The organism is Salinigranum salinum, assembly GCF_009176545.1.
Classification (GTDB): Archaea; Halobacteriota; Halobacteria; order Halobacteriales; family Haloferacaceae; genus Salinigranum; species Salinigranum salinum.
This window is the reverse complement of sequence record NZ_VTOJ01000001.1, coordinates 673,271-690,140: the sequence shown is the minus strand read 5'-3', so window position 1 is coordinate 690,140 and position 16,870 is coordinate 673,271. Positions and strand designations below refer to the sequence as shown.

The 16,870-nt window shown below is 48.5% G+C and carries 12 protein-coding genes; 6 read left to right on the top strand and 6 right to left on the bottom strand.

What is annotated here, in order from left to right:
- Positions 1-115 precede the first annotated feature (115 nt).
- On the top strand, positions 116-841 hold the full coding sequence (locus FZP69_RS03250) for an HFX_2341 family transcriptional regulator domain-containing protein (RefSeq protein WP_152039944.1): 726 nt from the start codon (positions 116-118) through the stop codon (positions 839-841).
- Between the two features lie 221 nt (positions 842-1,062).
- Here FZP69_RS03250 and FZP69_RS03245 read toward each other — a convergent pair whose 3' ends face one another.
- Positions 1,063-1,917, bottom strand: coding sequence for an HNH endonuclease (locus FZP69_RS03245; RefSeq protein WP_152039943.1), 855 nt, complete (start codon positions 1,915-1,917; stop codon positions 1,063-1,065).
- 217 nt (positions 1,918-2,134) lie between these two features.
- Complete coding sequence (locus FZP69_RS03240) at positions 2,135-2,842, bottom strand: hypothetical protein (RefSeq protein WP_152039942.1); 708 nt, start codon at positions 2,840-2,842, stop codon at positions 2,135-2,137.
- Between the two features lie 627 nt (positions 2,843-3,469).
- Here FZP69_RS03240 and FZP69_RS03230 point away from each other — a divergent pair.
- The 4 genes from FZP69_RS03230 (at position 3,470) to FZP69_RS03215 (ending at position 7,680) form a co-directional block, all read left to right on the top strand.
- Complete coding sequence (locus tag FZP69_RS03230; RefSeq protein ID WP_152039940.1) at positions 3,470-4,585, top strand: CRISPR-associated protein Cas4; 1,116 nt, start codon at positions 3,470-3,472, stop codon at positions 4,583-4,585.
- A 59-nt stretch (positions 4,586-4,644) separates the two neighbouring features.
- On the top strand, positions 4,645-5,379 hold the full coding sequence (locus FZP69_RS03225; RefSeq protein ID WP_192918440.1) for a transcription initiation factor IIB family protein: 735 nt from the start codon (positions 4,645-4,647) through the stop codon (positions 5,377-5,379).
- Positions 5,321-6,328 (top strand): recombinase family protein, encoded by a 1,008-nt coding sequence (locus FZP69_RS03220; protein ID WP_204959893.1) that lies wholly within the window; start codon positions 5,321-5,323, stop codon positions 6,326-6,328. Before FZP69_RS03225 ends, FZP69_RS03220 begins: the two co-directional genes overlap by 59 nt.
- 197 nt (positions 6,329-6,525) lie before the next feature.
- Positions 6,526-7,680: a DUF4238 domain-containing protein gene (locus FZP69_RS03215; protein WP_152039937.1), complete on the top strand. Its 1,155-nt coding sequence runs from the start codon at positions 6,526-6,528 to the stop codon at positions 7,678-7,680.
- 133 nt (positions 7,681-7,813) lie between these two features.
- Here FZP69_RS03215 and FZP69_RS03210 read toward each other — a convergent pair whose 3' ends face one another.
- On the bottom strand, positions 7,814-8,494 hold the full coding sequence (locus FZP69_RS03210) for a haloacid dehalogenase type II (protein WP_152039936.1): 681 nt from the start codon (positions 8,492-8,494) through the stop codon (positions 7,814-7,816).
- A 396-nt stretch (positions 8,495-8,890) separates the two neighbouring features.
- Here FZP69_RS03210 and FZP69_RS03205 point away from each other — a divergent pair, with 396 nt between their 5' ends.
- A complete protein-coding gene (locus FZP69_RS03205) occupies positions 8,891-9,943 on the top strand; it encodes a hypothetical protein (RefSeq protein WP_152039935.1) in 1,053 nt (350 codons plus the stop codon).
- A gap of 164 nt (positions 9,944-10,107) precedes the next feature.
- On the opposite strand, the gene FZP69_RS03200 is transcribed toward FZP69_RS03205, so the two are convergent.
- The 3 genes from FZP69_RS03200 to FZP69_RS03190 all read right to left on the bottom strand — a co-directional run bounded on the left by FZP69_RS03200 (position 10,108) and on the right by FZP69_RS03190 (position 16,319).
- Positions 10,108-11,478 carry a recombinase family protein gene (locus FZP69_RS03200; RefSeq protein ID WP_152039934.1) on the bottom strand — a complete coding sequence of 457 codons (1,371 nt, stop codon included), beginning with the start codon at positions 11,476-11,478 and terminating at the stop codon, positions 10,108-10,110.
- A complete protein-coding gene (locus FZP69_RS03195) occupies positions 11,468-12,664 on the bottom strand; it encodes a tyrosine-type recombinase/integrase (protein ID WP_152039933.1) in 1,197 nt (398 codons plus the stop codon). Before FZP69_RS03195 ends, FZP69_RS03200 begins: the two co-directional genes overlap by 11 nt.
- 646 nt (positions 12,665-13,310) lie before the next feature.
- Complete coding sequence (locus FZP69_RS03190; RefSeq protein WP_152039932.1) at positions 13,311-16,319, bottom strand: glycosyltransferase; 3,009 nt, start codon at positions 16,317-16,319, stop codon at positions 13,311-13,313.
- Positions 16,320-16,870 lie beyond the last annotated feature (551 nt).

Below are 16,870 nucleotides of genomic sequence, written 5' to 3'. Positions count from 1 at the left end.
GTCAGTGCTACTTGAATTGTCTGACACTCTAGACGTTCTAGACCATCTACACCTTTCTAGAAGTCATATGCCATGCTAGCAAGGACTTTGTTGCAGGATGATAGACACATGTCACATGAGTCTGAAAGGTCCCTTGGACGTTCACATCGCGCCAATGGGATATGAGACTGAGCGGGTCTATGCTCCCGCTGTCGAGAACGATGCAGATTTCGTCATTCTACTGATTCACGAGAATCAAACCGAGAAAGGAGCGGATTGTCAGGCAACAGTTGAAGCGGAATTGAATGCTAAAGGAATTGAGTGCGAGGATAAATCGTGTGACTTCTTTGATCTGTACTCTTCACTCTGGGCCATCGCAGAATTAGCTGATGAATACGCGGAACACCGAATTTTGGTGAACCTCGCGACAGGAAGTAAGATCACGGCAATCAGTGGTATGATCGTATGCATGGCGACGAAGGCTCGTCCGTACTATGTGAAGGCGAAGGGGTATCATGGGGAGACGATTTCGAAGGGTGTCAAGGAGACTGTTCCATTGAGCGTGTACCCCATCGGACTTCCGGACAAACAATATCTTGCAGTTCTCGCGTTCGTCGACGAGGAGGGAGACGTAGCGAAGGGTGAACTGGTTGAGTATGTCCGTGGTGAGGATTTCCCACTTCTTTCACGGTATGACCGACAAGAACTGAAAAACCTGTATGATCCAGTGGACAAGGAAATCATAGAACCGCTTCAAGAGAGGGGATTAATTGAAGAGCAGCGCCGAGGACAAGAGAAGCGAATTTGGTTGACCGAGGACGGTAAGAAGACGCTGAAAGTGTTCAGTTATATGTTAGAATGAGATCCGTGAAGTGAACGTCTATGTCGCCACCGACCGCCGATGGCAATCGGAAGCTCAGTTGAAATCCTCAGCAACTGATAACAGTCACGTGCTGGATAGAGAAGGTGTATCATCAGTAGTTGCCACGACTGGCTGGAGCCCGGCGCATTATACGACATTCGGGGGAATATGTTCCTCCAAGCTAAAGAGTAATGGACAGAGATATTTTCATGAGTGTAACCTTATTCAGGATTCTTTCTCAGTACCGGCGGAATCTCCCCAATTTGGTCTATCGCTCGCTCCCGCAGTCTTTCGATGAGTCTTCTATTGAATTGGTCTCCTCTCCGCCCATAGTGCCGTTCACTGTGACAGTTGGGGCAAAGAGCAATCACTGCGTCTGGATGATCAGGACCCCCATCAGCTCGGCGGAAAACATGGTGAACTTCAAGATAGCGGTCGCCACTCGGAGTCTTGAATGGGCCCGGATTGTCACAACCTTGACAGTATCCGTTTGCCCAGTCTAAGGCATATTCACGAACGAGCCTCGATGTTTTGTGACTTTTTCCACCCCGTTTACTCGAAGGCGAATCATTACTGGAAGCGTTCCTTGCTAACTCCCTGAGTGTATCTTCGTCCGAGACAACGTCTCTATCACCAGTGTATTCATTTTTCACCAATTGAAGTTCGAAGCGAATTTCTTGACGAGGATTACCGTCCACGTCCTTGCGCTGTTTGAAATCATGGTCAACATATTCCAGTTGGCCCAAGTATACGACTATGGAGTCATTTTCGACTGATTTCTCGAAGAGATGTACCTCCTTACCGTACTGAGCATGGTTTTTCAGGTCGTCATTCGCTCGGCCATTTGGGTTGGATCGGTCGAAGTTCTGGTCATCTTGTTGTCCTTGTCCAGAATACTCGAACTCAGTTTCGGAAATCCATTTGTCCTCATATGGATTATCGCCCTCGTCGTCAGTGAAGAGGAAAACTGCATCAACCTGTCCGGAGCTGGAGATTCCAGATTGAGGATTGCCTCCAAATCGTTCGTGAATTTTAGCCCTCTTCGTCCTTTGGCCGACGGTGTAAGGCAGGTCCATAATCGGAGCCTACAATCAAAGTAAATCCAGGGTCAGTTATTGTTTTGTGTGCAATCTCTCTGACTGAGGTATCTAGTGTAAGTCACAAAAGTACACATGAACTGTCAATATAGGTTCATGAGAGGTAGAGGATGTAGTCAGTAGAATATTACCAACCAGAAGTGTATCGTTCGTGCTGGTACTCAATTGAACCTGGCATTTTTGATGCTTAAATAAATCAAGAACTCTCTTGTCTGTGTCTAAGCCAATTATTAATGAGGTTTTCAATTAGTGATTTGGCTTGCGCATGGTCCATCGGGTTTGATGGTGCTGGTACTCTGGTGTCTCCGTGTCGTGCTTCGTGTCCGATAGCTTCTGAACTATTCGCGGTTTGTTTAAATCGGTCTTTCTCGGACTCTGTCCACCATCCTTGTTCAACAATATTATTTTCTGACTCGAGATTGTCTTGAATGTATTCGTAAACTCGATAAAGATTCACCCAATGATCCCCGTTATCCCGCAGTTCTATCAGTTCCCGTACTGTATCATCGGACAGAGCCAATTTTGTGTACTCATATGTAGACTCCGCTCTGGGAGTTGGCTCTTCTCCCTCAACTGAAACCCGTGCTGACGTCGTGGTTGTTGCTGTCGCTGTAGCCGAAGCATGGACAACCTTGCGTTCAGACCCGTCATCTTGAATCTCGACCACAGTCGAAGCATCTAATTCTCTAACACGAAGCGAATCAATCTCTCCAAGACGACGGATGATTCTGATAATTTTGTCACCTGCATCCTGAACCTCAATTGATTGGTCTAGCTGCTCAAATGTAGAAGACCAAATATAATGTGCTCCTTCTTCCTCGAATATTCTTGGGTTATTGTCGAATGATTCGGATAACTGTTTCAATCCTTTTTCATACCCTTCCAATTGGACTTTCCACCTCATCGTCTGTGGCAACTTGTTGATATATGCTGCAGGTTCATTAGCACTTCGGGAACGCAGAAATAACGAGTTTGTATATGAAAATATACATGATACGTACTACACATTCAGACGACCACATACAACTCTCTGACCAATGATTGCAATAGGTTCGAGTATTCCGACTGCAACCGGATGACTCAGACGAAGCAGGAAGTTATGGTTCGTCGTTGTACCCGGTACGTAAGTTGTGTCCGAAGGTCACTCCAGATCCCCCGTGGTTAGGTCACCTCTGAGATACTGTTCTCCAAATTCGGTTATTCGATACATCGCTTTGGTTTCATGCACACGATGTATCAAGTCGTGGGTCGCCAATTCGCGGCACCGGTGAGCGACATACCCACCGTCGTAATCGATGTTGAACGCAATCGTCGCAGGATTCGCGGCGATTCCCGCTTCGCTCAGTAGCTCGAGGATGTGATCGTCAGCCTTAGTCATCCAGTCTGCACGGGGCCGCATTCAGCACGACTTCCAGACCTAGACTAAAGAAAGGGATGGGGGTGCTCTTGGTCAAAATGATGTTATCTGTGTTCTTTAAGACGTAAATCACATTATAACTATATTCTCTGACATCATATCGTACCTTCACAAATGCCATCGACCGCACCACCGGAACACCCGACCCTCATCCAGACTCTTCTGGAGACTATTGATCCCTCAGGCTTTGACGCGTGGTACGAGGAACGGCAGTTCGCTGAGAACATCAAGTCCGGGAAGCCCTATCTCAACACGCCACCACCAGTAAAGCCAGCCAATCAGCACTCACCCAGCCAGCTCAATCAATGCCACCGGAAAATCTTCTATCGGCAACTCAACGCGCCAGAAGAAGTTGATGACCCAGACGGCATCTTCTGGACAGGGACGAGGTTCGAAGAAGAAATCCTGATGCCATATCTGAGTTCGGTCGTCGGCGACAAAGCGTACGTCCGGAACTCGATGTGGGTGGACTACACGGTCGAGACGAATGGAGGTGACATCCGGATTCGAGGAAGCACAGACCCAGTTGTCGTCGACGCTCAGAGTACACCGATTCTCCCAACGGAAGTGAAGACAAAGGACTCCATTGCGAATACGACGGCACCGAATCCCCACCATGTCGCGCAGCTCCTGGCCTACATGGAGGGTCTCTCTCGAGAGTGGGAGACAGAGGTCCGGACCGGACTGATAATCTACGGTGATCGAACGACTCTGAGCATCAAGGCGTTTGAGGTGCGATTCGACAGGAAACAATGGTCCGAACTCGTTCTCGAGTGGGCAACCACACACACCGAGTTCAGACTCGACGAACAGCTGCCTCCGGCAGAGCCAGTCTTCGATTGGGAGTGCAACTTCTGTTCATTTAGAAAACGATGTGGACAAGCGGAGGCTGGCTTCCAAGACGAGGGAGCTAACGGGTTCCTTCCCGGTGTGACGTATCCTCGAAAGAAAGTGGAGACGTACGTTCAGTCACACTCCAACGCCAGACTGACCCCGACTCTTGCAATCCAGCACCCTGATTTGGCAAATCAGTACTGTGTCTACGACTGGTGTTGCGAAGTCGAATCTCATCGCTTCGACGTTGCCGCTGTAGACTGGGATGGTGACACAAACGCGTATCCGGTTTGTCCGATGTGTGCCTCTGAGGGTACTCTTTCCGAGTTGGTTGAACCACACCCGGAGAGGCAGCATCAGCTGACCCCTGACAGCCCGGGAGTTGACCCGACATGATTAGCAGTTCACCCAGTGACGGGCCATCGGTGTGCCCCGCATGTGGTGGAGAATCGGTCGTGAGCGACTTCGACTTCGTCGAAGGCGTTTGTACTGCGTGTGGGTTCGTAATTCGGCAGGAGGGCGTGGAGGAAGCATTGAGTCAACTCAGAGAGAGTCAAGCGATGAGTGCGGACAATCCGAGGGACAGTGAAGAGTGGACTGACGTGTTCAAAGTCAGGAACAGCACTGAACAGCGTGTCGCAACTGCACTGGAGATTCTGGAACAGATTGGGAACCAATTCGATCTTTCCTCCGATGTGCGCCTACAGGTCGCTTCACTGTACGGTCAGGTGGCACGAGATAGACTCAATGATGGACGGCATACTGAGGACGTGGTTGGCGCACTGGTCTGCATAGCCACACGACAGGCAGGGGAACCGCTTCCGATCAGTCTTGTCGCTCACCGGATGAATAGAGATTCTCGTGACATCGGCAGGCTCACCAAACGACTGAAGAGAGAGCTGAATCTCGAAAATGCGGACTGCTTGCCGGAGAGTTACATCGAACCTCTCTGTAAGTCGCTCGAGTGTACGCCCACGACAGTAGAACGCGCCCGCGAACTCGTACAGTCGGCAAGATCTGAGGGACTAGTTGCCGGGCGGAATCCGGTTGGAGTGGCAAGCGCGGCAATCTACGCTGTGGAATCTGGGGAGCGAACACAACGTGAGATCGCGGAAGCAGCGGGGGTTTCACGTGAAACCATTCGGGTTCGACTACAAGAGTTCAGGCAAGGAGGGGTTATCGATGTTTGAGGGGTCCGTTTGGGATAGACCCGAAGCCGATGAACAACCGGAGACGGTACGGGCGGCAGTGTATGCGAGGACGTCCAAGAGTAATCCAAAGTTTGGGTACTCGTTGAAGGAACAGGTGCGGCGATGCTTGGAGCGATGTGAGTTCCAGCAGTGGCTTTCGCTGTACGTGTTCCAAGACGAGGCAAAGAGCGGGAAGGACGTAGACAGACCGCAGTTCCAAATATTGATGGATTACGGAGAGCGCAGGCTGTTTGATGTCGTCGTGTTCTGGAAGCTCGACCGATTCTCTCGGAGCCTCCTGCACGTAGTTCAGTTGGAGAGGCAACTCCGAGAGTGGGACATCGCGCTTCACAGCGTGACTGAACAGATAGACACGACCACATCGGCTGGTCGGTTCAACTTCAGAAATATCGCAAGTGCCGCGGAATTTGAGCGAGATATGATTCGCGACCGCTCACGCATGGGGTTGTACGCGATGGCAATGGATGGCAGATGGCCGAATAAATCGCCTCCTCTGGGATACGACATAGAAGACGGGCGGTTGGTCGTGAACGAGCCTGAAGCTCAATTGGTGAAGCAAATATTCCACGAGTATCTTGACCGTAAGTCAATGTCAGAGGTAGCACAGCAGCTAAACGAACGTGGGGTACAAACGAAACGATCAAACGAATGGTGTGCCCGGGCAGTGGGTGATGTACTTCGGAATGTGATTTACACAGGAGAATACAGAGTAGCGGGCGTCTCGAAGCAGATTTCAGACTACCGGATTGTTTCCGAGGAAACGTTTTCTAAAGCTTCAGCGACTAGAAACCGCTTCAAGTCCGGTGATACAGAGAGAACAAATATGTCAGCTTCAAGAAAATCGAATCATATTGATCATGTCGTCGGTCAGTACGAGTTGTTTGTTGAGGGTAGAGGGCCTAAGATCGAACTCAGAAACCAGGTGTAATTGATACCGATATAGTGTCTCCTCCGGCTCTGTTGAAATCATCTGGCGCTGATAGTTTTTGGGCCGTGCTGAATACAGAGCGAGAATCGACCAATCCGTCCGTGGGGTGTGCACGGTATTCGCTCACAGAGCCTTCCTGAGTAGTAGCACACAGGCCCAAGACCTATTATTCACAAACATCCTACTTGAATTATCTGATGGGGCAGCAACGAAAGGACCATCCGAAGAACCATCATTACGTCCCCCAACACTACCTCAGAGCTTGGACGACCGACAAAATAACCAATGTCCTCCCAATCGCTGGCGAGTCGACCCATCCACAGAATATTGATTCAATTTGCTCTCGAACGTATCTCTACGGCAACCCACCGAACGTTGAGATGGAACTCGGGAACGTCGACGAGTATCATTCCCGGGCGCTCCGTGATCTTCGCCGGGGAACCGACCTACTGGACCTCTCAGACCAGCACCGCCAGCTGTTGCTCTCCTTCGTCACGACCCAGCGAGCTAGGACCAAATCCACAAGAGATCATATCAACAGCGGCGAGGAGACACTCCGGGAAGCCTTCCAAGACGACGTAGAGGCAAGACGATACGAAGAGTTGATTGACTGGAAATCAAATCTCACAGAAGAGGAGAAGGAAGAGGTCCTCGTGGACGCTTCGCTCCTCGGGAATCATCACTTTCTGATTGCACAGGGCCTGTTCGGGTTCCTCGCAATTGGCGACCTCCATGCGGTGTTACTGTGCAACGTCACCGATCAAGAGTTCATTATCTCGGATGCCCCCATGGTTCACGACATTCCCCAGTACAAACAATCGCATGGACTGGTCCCGGCGGGACTCGCTAATCGCGGGCTCCAGATTTTCTGCCCTATAGACCGGCATCGGATGATGCTCCTGTACGACCCGCTGGTGTACAGCTTTAACAGTAACTCTAAGCGACAGGTGCTAATCAAATCGCCTGACGTCGTGGACCAGCTAAATCTGCTCCAGTTCCATAACGCGGATAGTGTCGTCGTATTCCACTCAAGTAGTGAGGAGTACATCCAGAACCTGCATGACCGGATGGATGAATACCGCCGTCGTCAGGAGCGGACGATTACGCTTGAAACTGAAGAAGGGGAAGAGTTCGATATCCATCAGACGCCACCCTATCAGGTTCCCAAGCGGTCTCCGAACCTGCCCCATTGTACGACGATGACGCATCTCCCCTACGTACAACAACGGACATCCACGCGGGCTCAAGAGGGGCAGAATCTGGTGCGTAGCGTCTTCAGTAATGCTGGGTGGGGCTCAGATATCGCACTGATTCAGTGTGTCAGGCAACTTGAACAATTGCTAAACCTCTAATGGCCCGTTGCGATTAGTCAATGATACCTCCCTCTGTCTCTCGCACGTCGCTACTGGCAGAAATTGAGGAGATGTTGTAGACGCTGCTGAATACAGGGCGCGAGTCGGTCAGGTAACGCTCCGGTTCCCAGTGTTACATATCGAGCGCCGCAATGAGGTCGTCGAACGTGTCGATCGTCAGATCGGGAGTCGGGAACCACGGATCCCACGGCTCGTTCGTGCGGTTGATCCAGATGCCCTGCATTCCGGCAGCCATCGCACCGCGGACATCAAACGATGGCCCGGCGACATGAGCGATTTCGTTGATTGGGGTGCCGGTCCGGGCCGCCGCGTGCTGGTACACTGCGGCCTCCGGTTTGTAGGTTCGAATCTCGTGGATACTGATAGCGTCCTTGATGAACTCCCCGATGTCGGCGTGCTCAAGCATCGTCTCGAGCATCGCTGGCGTTCCCATCGAAAGCACATACACGTCGTAGTCGCTGGCCAGCTGTTTGAGACCATCCCGAACATCGTCGAAGGGGTCCAGTTCGTCGTAGACGGCCATGATCTCCGCCCGCTCTTCGGCTGTCGTTTCGATTCCGTGTGCGCCAAGTGCCTGTTCGAGTGCGGCCTCAATCAACTCATCGAAGGGCTGGTAGTCGTCAACGTCGTTTGCGATCATCACGTACGAGAGGTACTTCGCTCGCCAGTGAGCGAGCACCGAGTCAGGGTCGTCGGTGTACGGTGCGACGGCACGTTCAGCGGCACTCGGATCGACGAGCGTTCCATACGAATCGACAGTAATCGTGTCAACCCGACTGGGGTCGAATGGCATGGGTAGCGATAGCAATCGTATGACAAAAGAGTGGTGGGCTCCGAAGTCGAGAGAGCTGACGTGAGACGTTTGCCCGGAGGCTGCTGCATACACCTTCTGTTTCGGTCACGACGGTACTGGCAGCAAATCGGGAGTTTACTCTGCTCTTGCTGAATACAGGGCGCAAATCTTGCACGGATTCCCCTTCGAGAGGCAGTCAAAGCTAATCGTACAAAACGGGATAGATTGGGGCAGATGGCCGTTGGAAATGTTAGTACAATGGTTTGGTTATGTCGAACCGCAAAATCGACAAAAAAGATCTACCACAGTAGCCTCTTTGACCGGTTATTCAAATTCCGGATTGGGGTCATATATTTCCCGACTCTATTAAGTAATAAGAACGTTAACAAATAGTATATGACGACCGGCGTTACGGATTTTATTAAGATTGGGGAGGTAAGGCAGGAAATTGATTCGACCTACCCGAACCCTGGCGAGGACGCTGAGGGAAAGCTGAAAGTAGTAAATAACGGATATGGACACCAATTAGTCGGGAACGCATTTGAGTATCTCTGCCGTTTGCTACTCTACCGACGTTGTAATGAGATCATCCATGGGTCGTGGAGTACGTTTGGAAATTTCGAACCCCGTTGGACGAATGGGGAAACTCCTCCTCTCAACGTAATGCGTTTTGATGGGATGAAGTGGGAGGAGTACGATGATATTTCGAGTCAAGAAGAATGGGATGAAAAGCAGAACAATCTCCCTGTATGGAAGCGTCAGCGGAGTTCAGTAAAGTGGACAGAGGATGAGCAGTTAACGAAACTCGTTAAACAGTACATCCAGACGGGGATGAATACGAGAAAGGTGGTACGGGCTTCGCTGATTAATGCGGGATGGAAGCCGGATAAGAGCGTTCAGTCATGGATTAACCGCAAGGCGTTTGCAGAAGATATTCTCAATGAAATGGAAGAGTTGTTTGAGTTGTTACGTGAAACAGAGTGGACGAACGGCAACACTATGATTGAACAACCCGGTTTTGGTGGGCACCGCTATATTCTCCCTGGCGAGGGTGATTTCATCGTAGATGACCTGCTTGTAGATATAAAAACAACCGAAGGTAGAACATTCACAAACCAGTTCTGGCGGCAATTACTAATGTACTATGTTCTGTGTGATGTTCAGCGTATCCTTTATGAGGAGATGTATGCGGACAGCGAAGATGTGGCGAAGATCAAATACCCAGAGATCAGTAAGGTAGGTATCTACTTTGCGCGTTATGGTGAGCTGCGGACAGTCAATATGGGCGACGTGATTCAGGATCAAGACCGATATGAGGAGTTTCGAGCGTGGATTGTTGACCGAGGGATTGAGGAGAACCGACACGCGCAAAAAAATTATAATATGGAACGGGAAGCGCTCACGGAACCTTACGATTACAAGCGCCAGCAGACATTTTCTGACTTCTAACGGCGACTAATCCTCTTCACCAATACAGATTGAGCATACCCACACTGTGATAACTGCATCCTCTATATTCAGCACTTGATTTTTGTCACTGAAAGATAATATCAAGAAGGCTCCACGAACATATAGAAAAAATAGAGATTTAAAACGTGTATTACTGGGGTTGACTATCGAGATCTCTCGAGACGGAAGAGAGTCCAGCGGGACACCAACTTCCTCTGCTTACCACACTCGACACACTTCAGGTTCGTGACTCGTCTGGTATCCGTGGACATCGAACTCTCATCAAGCCTCTTTGTCCCGTTCTTCACCAGTTCACCACGACACTGCGAACAGGACAGGCCAAACCCATCGACTTCCTCTACCAGTGCCAGCGGGTGGAACTCTTCGAGAAGTGACTCGAGAGAGATGATATTGCTGCTGGATTTTCTTGAATGCTTATCACCGATCTGTCCGATCATGGCAAGCGCCTGTTCCTGTGTCTCTTCATCGATGAGTCGAAGACTTTCGTCTTCGACGATCTCGGTAATCGATCTCCCATCCATCATTGTTACTTGGGCGACAGGTTTTCCGACGTAGACCGGGTTTTGCAATATCCCTTTGATATCACTACCACGCATCTCAACCCCGTATTCCCGTTCGGTGTGACGGCTGACCTCCGCGTACGGGGCAGTCATGTCCTTGATGTCATTGAAATGTGTGAATATCGCTTCAACGACGCCTCTCGTAGACTCGTCAACTTCGATCCACCTCTCAGTCGCGTTGGGGTCCGTCCAGTCTCCTTTCTTTTTGTATCCGAAGGGGACCTTGCGGAACCACGAATCCCAGTTCCGATTCCGGAACGCAGTGACCTTCCCCTTCTGTACACGTTCCCCACGATTCCGATTCTCAACGTCCGCCATGATGATTGAGAACGAAGCCGAGACCAACCCTTCAATGGTCATTATATCAATCCGGGAAGTCGGAGTAACGATTGTAACCCCGAAATCGTGCTGCAGAGTATCCACCATACTGAGTGTCTGTGGTGCCCTGCGGCCCAGCCGGTCCACTTTATCTACGACGATACAGTCTACGGGCAGATCTTCAGATAGCTGGAGGAGTTTGTGCAGACCTGGACGGTCAAACTCGGTTCCAGAGATTCCCTTGTCTAATATCGGTTCGTGAAGAAGGTTGTATCCTCGCTCTTCGACCAACTTCTCACATGTACCCACTTGATTTTCGAGACCATTCCCATCTTTCACTTGTTTATCGTCGCTGACACGAGCGTAAATAAGGCAATTGATGACTTTGTAATCTGACTCGGATTCATCCTTTTCTCTGAGGAACGCCGACAATGCCAGAGGTCCGAAGAGTGACGAATCTACTCCGAACGTCCAAGCTACAACGTTAGCCAGCAACACTACTAGGACAGCACCAACAAAGGTCGAACTTGTACTCTGTCCAACAGTATTTATACCCGATATGATACTGCCAGTTATGACTGACCGAATCATATTCGCGTTATATTCTCTGGCCAAATCGCGCCGTTCACCGGTCATTCTCGACACCTCCGAAGGACTGGTAGCTTAGACGAGCAGTTTCGAACGCTCGCTGCCGAACGAACATTTGTTCTTGTTCAGAACGCATATCGTAGTGCTTCGATAGCACCTCTTCGGAGACATCACATCTTCCCGACAGGTGGACTGGATCGACTCCCGAATTCAGCTCGTATGTCAGGTAGCCCGTCCTTGCACAGTGTGAACTCTGACTTGAGGGACATTTGTGTGCGCCTTTGCTTCCTGCTGCGGGACATTTGTCATCGTCCTTACCGTGCGGACAGCCAAGGCCGATCTTACAGGGTCGCGTCCACTTGTAAGAGTAGCTCCGAATGGTTGACTTGCTGATTCGCCCGTTTGCTGTGGTGAGCAGTGGGCGGCGTCCGTACTCGTCAACAACATCAGCTCGGTTTGACTCGATGTAATCCACGAGGACTCTGCAAGCTTCCGGTGAGAGGGCGATAGTCCGTTCACTCTGCTTGCCGTTCTTGAGTCTAGTCCCATGGTCAGGTCTGTGACGTAGTCGCAAGTGAGGCTGATTCCCCTCAAGCTCTAAGTCTTCCAGATCGATGGAACGAATGTCTCCGGTCCTTGCACCGAATTCGAGCTTGAGAATCCATGTGATGTGGTCTCTCGTAGCATATTGCCACTTGTTCAGGTGACGTTGGATTGTCTGGGCCTTCTCGGGGTCCAGAACTTCGTGTCGAACGTCTTCGTCGTCGACGATCCTAATGAAGTCTACCGTCTCGGGTAGCCCCGGTGTAACGACGTTGATTGTCTCGCACCATCTCAGAAACCGGCGGATTTTGGCCATCTGAGAGTTGATTGTGATTTTTTTGAGCGAAGGAACCTTCACTGGCGCTCGGTGCTGGCGCCAGTTCCGGAACTGTATCACATGCAGTGGAGTCAACTCACTCGTGTAGTCGAGGCCTTGTTGCGAAGTCCAGCGGTTGAAGAACCTCAGAACAGACACGTACTGTCTTGTCGTTGAGGGTGCGTACTCGGTCTGTTCTCCAAGGAACGTCTCAATTGCGTCACCGACGGTGCAGACTTCCAACTGAGTTTTCTGCGAATGCGATTCTGCATTCGCAGTATCGATTGAATCCGCATATCCCCTGGCTTCAGGGGTAGCGTGTGGCGGGTATTTCTGTTTTTGTTCGATTGACGAAGATGTATCTCTAGTTCTCACTGTCGTATTTTGCGTTCAGCTGGTTTCGCCCCACAGAGGAACGCTGACGCGCGGTGACCCGACTAAGCACCACGGCTTTGTGCCGTGAGCGAGTAGACAGGACGGGGAATCAGAGGTTTAGTCTGAGACCCCATTGCGTGCTTCCCTCGTGGGGGCATGCGATCTGGAATGAGCGCCCTGAGTTTCCCACAGCCCGGGGCGCTGATTCTATTCACCGGTTGATATTGGTCCTATGTTGATTCCATTACAAACTAGTTTTCTTGAGGCAGTATAAATTGAAATGTGAGATATTGATGAGAAGATATTAAAAAACAATCCACTCCGACAAAAGAAATTTTTAAATATTTGGGAAAGAAATTATCTATTCTAGAGTATTATAGACACCTAGAACTTCCATAAGTACACAACAGCATCTATACCGATTATTCATGACGTAGTATAATCAAACAGGCCTGGGCTGTTTAGATTCACTAATTGTTAATAAGGCCTGATCGTCGTGGTTTATAACAGCCAATTACCGTTTGGAGTTATAGCGCGTTGACAAGTTATATATTCAACACAGTCACTCTTGACGTGATGCTATACTTGGAAGTCTCTGCTGGGATTTTTGATTACGTTGTTCATCAACTCGTAGGTATAATTCAGTTTATTTCTTCTGGCTGTCTTCCCTCTGTTCGTATTTATATACCTCAATAACGCCGAAACGCTTCCTATTTTCAAGTGAGTGGGTTTCTCGAAGGACGCTCCTTATAGATTCTTTTGAACCGTATCCCCAACTGACAATCATCACCGTTTCGTTGTTTGTGACAAGCGCCCGGAGTCTATCTGGGTCTCCTTCACTAGGGGTGGAGTCTGAGCCGGGATATTGTGCAATTGCTGCAGATGGATTATCATAATAGTACAGGAATGCGTTGTCAATCCAATAGGGATTCATTAGCACAAGATCATCTGAGTCGCCATTCTCTTCAACCCAGGCTGATGCTTCTTCCCACTGTTCAATTGATTCTCCTTGAGAATATACTGCAAGATTTCCCATCATTCCAAGCAATAAAACTCCAATAACCAAGTACTGGATTACAGTTGTATCAATTTCCTCAATTCCGTGGCTAACAACAACATAGAACAGGATACCACCGGGAATGGTATATCTGATAACATACAGAGGCGTTACGATATGTGAGACAAGATAAGGAAGAACAGTCATCGATAGCACGATAAAAACAGCAAAATGAGTTTTTCTTTCAACAAGTTCTGATTGACCGTGTCTCATCCGAATTCTAATTCTTTTTAATATCATAATTCCGATAACGATACCTACGATAGTTGAAATAGCTATACTTAGCCGCCTTGTGATCGGATTTCCTGCGAGAACAGGATATATATCTGGGTAGCCCATATAAAACAGAACTGTATCAAAAAATACTGATATATCTGGCTCAGTAATCCAATTAATACGCTGCGCTTGACTACCAGTACCAAGCCAAGGGAGGTATGCCGGGAGTTTCAATACGAGCCACGGAAGGGACGCGGCGAAGATGATGATCTTAACTCCCCACCACTGGGATAACGACGGAATAGATAGGTCAGCGTTCTTTCCTGGAATAAAATACGAATAATGTATGAATAACGATTGTGCAACCACCACGAAACCCGCAAATAAATGAGTGTATATCATTACCAACGTGACTATGATATATAAAGTGACGCTGCGAGTCGTTTTAGTTTGTAACATGCGAACGAAACAATAGGTTGATAATATCGTGAATAGTGAAAATAGAGCATACATTCGAGCTACTTGGGCATAGTGTACTTGGAACGTGGAAAAAGTAAGCAAAGCTGATGCGAATATACCTGTCCGATGGTTATACAAAGCACGTCCTAGCTGGTACATAGCAAAGATCGATAAGACACTGGCAATGACTGAAATGATTCGAGCTGAAATGAGTGGCTCCCCAAATATATTCATCCAAATATGAGTGAGTATATAATAGACTGGGGGATGCGGATCTGATTGCACGTTGATTAGTGATGAGATCGGCATGCTTCCTCTAACTGACAAGGTGTATGCTTCGTCAATCCAAAGACTCATCTCAAGAACGGAATGGCTGTAGAGAACTGTACCAACCGTTGCTACCACTCCTACTAGCTTAATCTCGGATGCATATTGTTTCACACGTGCTGAATAATCAATATCATTAATCGTCCCACCACTCGTCAGCGTGCTATTACGGCCAGTATGTGTGGTTTTCTCCCAGTGAAATTGTCCAAGGTAGGTCTGTTTAAGAGCTCGAAGGTCAGCTCCCCAGTGAAGCAGCCAATATAATGGAAGTGTAAATAATATCATCACAGCCCGACCTAGCTTGATATGAGGAGGGTGATCTGACACCTTCCAATATCCATAAGCGTGAGAGAGTAACCCGATCAAAAAGAACGCGAACGATGCTGTCAGTACCGAATCAACGATTGGAGTTAAGGTATAACCTACTGCATATGAGAATATCAAAAGTATAACAATTCCTGCAATATTAACTGGTCCAAGATGTGGGAGGAACGATTGCCAGATGACGTGGAGCGCTTGCTTGGGATTACTAGGCGGATTGCGTACATATTGACTAAATGTATATATTTTCCCTTTTTGCCAACGGGTACGCTGACGGATCCAGTTGTCTACTTCAAGAGGTGACTCCTCAGTAATAACCGAATCAACAAGGGCAAACTTGTAGTCCTGTATCCATAAGTGGAGTCCCAACTCAAAATCTTCGGTGACATTTCTTTGATCCCACGGACAGTGTCCTGTTAGATCATGCGTACTAAACCATTCTTTTGCCTCCTGACCCCAAGGAGTCCGATTCTCTTGATATCGGTAGGACGAGACATCTTCCAAAACACTTCGCCAAAAAAAGCATGACGTACCGCTTAATGGAAGAGGGAAACGTGTCCAGACGAAAGAGGGGAATATAATCTGGTACCAGTACCCATATTCAGCACGGAAAAGAGTATTTAACCAGCCATCATCTTCATTAATCATGTCTACCATGCCTTGCGCATAGTCTTTCTCACCAGTAGTGAGGGCGGAGGCTATTTTTGTGAAAAAATCTGGCTCTACTATGTTCTCTGCATCAAGTACACCACATATTTCGCCAGTGGTCTGCTCAAAAGCATAATTCAATGCACGCGGTTTATTTGAGTCTCCAGGGTAATCCAGAGGAACGACAATTTCTGTAAAGTCAAACTGACTTTTGAGCTCAGTTAGACGACCTCGTGTGTCATCATCATCCGGTTCAACCAATATATACAAGGATACATTAGGATAATTTGTGTTATTTACCGATTCAATTGACTGATCAATTACTTCCCCTTCTTTATATGCTGGTATATAAACATCGAGCTCAGGTAAATGGTTCATATCTTCGTCCAGCGAAAGTGTAGCTCGATGGAATTTTTGGCTGAGCAGTCTATCTATCCACATTTTTAGGACTGGATAATAGTTATAAAGATTAAGTACTGCCCAGAAAGCACCAAACAGAATCGCAAATAATGTTATTATTAAATATTTAGGCACGAAATTGCTTTCTACCATCATGTTTGTCATTGATGCACTAGAAATGACATCACATAAATGGTTCGATTGTGTTGCTATGTAGTCATTTAACATGAAATACTAAGAAGCTTTTTCCGGGCATCAGAATTTTGTCAATCGTATGGATTTTTGGGGGTGAGGCGCGTGGAGCGATTGGCGTGCCAGCGCATTGTCCCGAGTGTGACCTCGGTTTCTTAATTTAGTAGAGGATCGTTTTGAACCGTAGAGACGCGCTTAGTTGAGAGTAATCGATTTTTGAGTGCAGCCTTCTCATGACCGAAGCTAGTCTTATCCCTGCCGTTGAGCGCGCGGCTACAGTCCTTACATAGAGAGCCTCTGGCCAGGACAGAACGGCAGTGGGAACAGATGTTACCCTTGGAGCGAACCAGTAGGAGTAAATTTACTACGACCACGTCTGACCTAAACAGTTTCAGCCAATCATTCGTGCCAGATACTTCTGGTGCAGTCTCCTCTTCTTGGTCCCCAAGCAGTTGTTGAACAGCACCAACTATCCCTACAAAAGAGCGATTATTTCGTAACAAGATGCTATGATCAGACACATATACAAATTAAAGTTCATTATGTTCATCAAGTATCACAAGATTTAAAAATGTTCGATATAACCT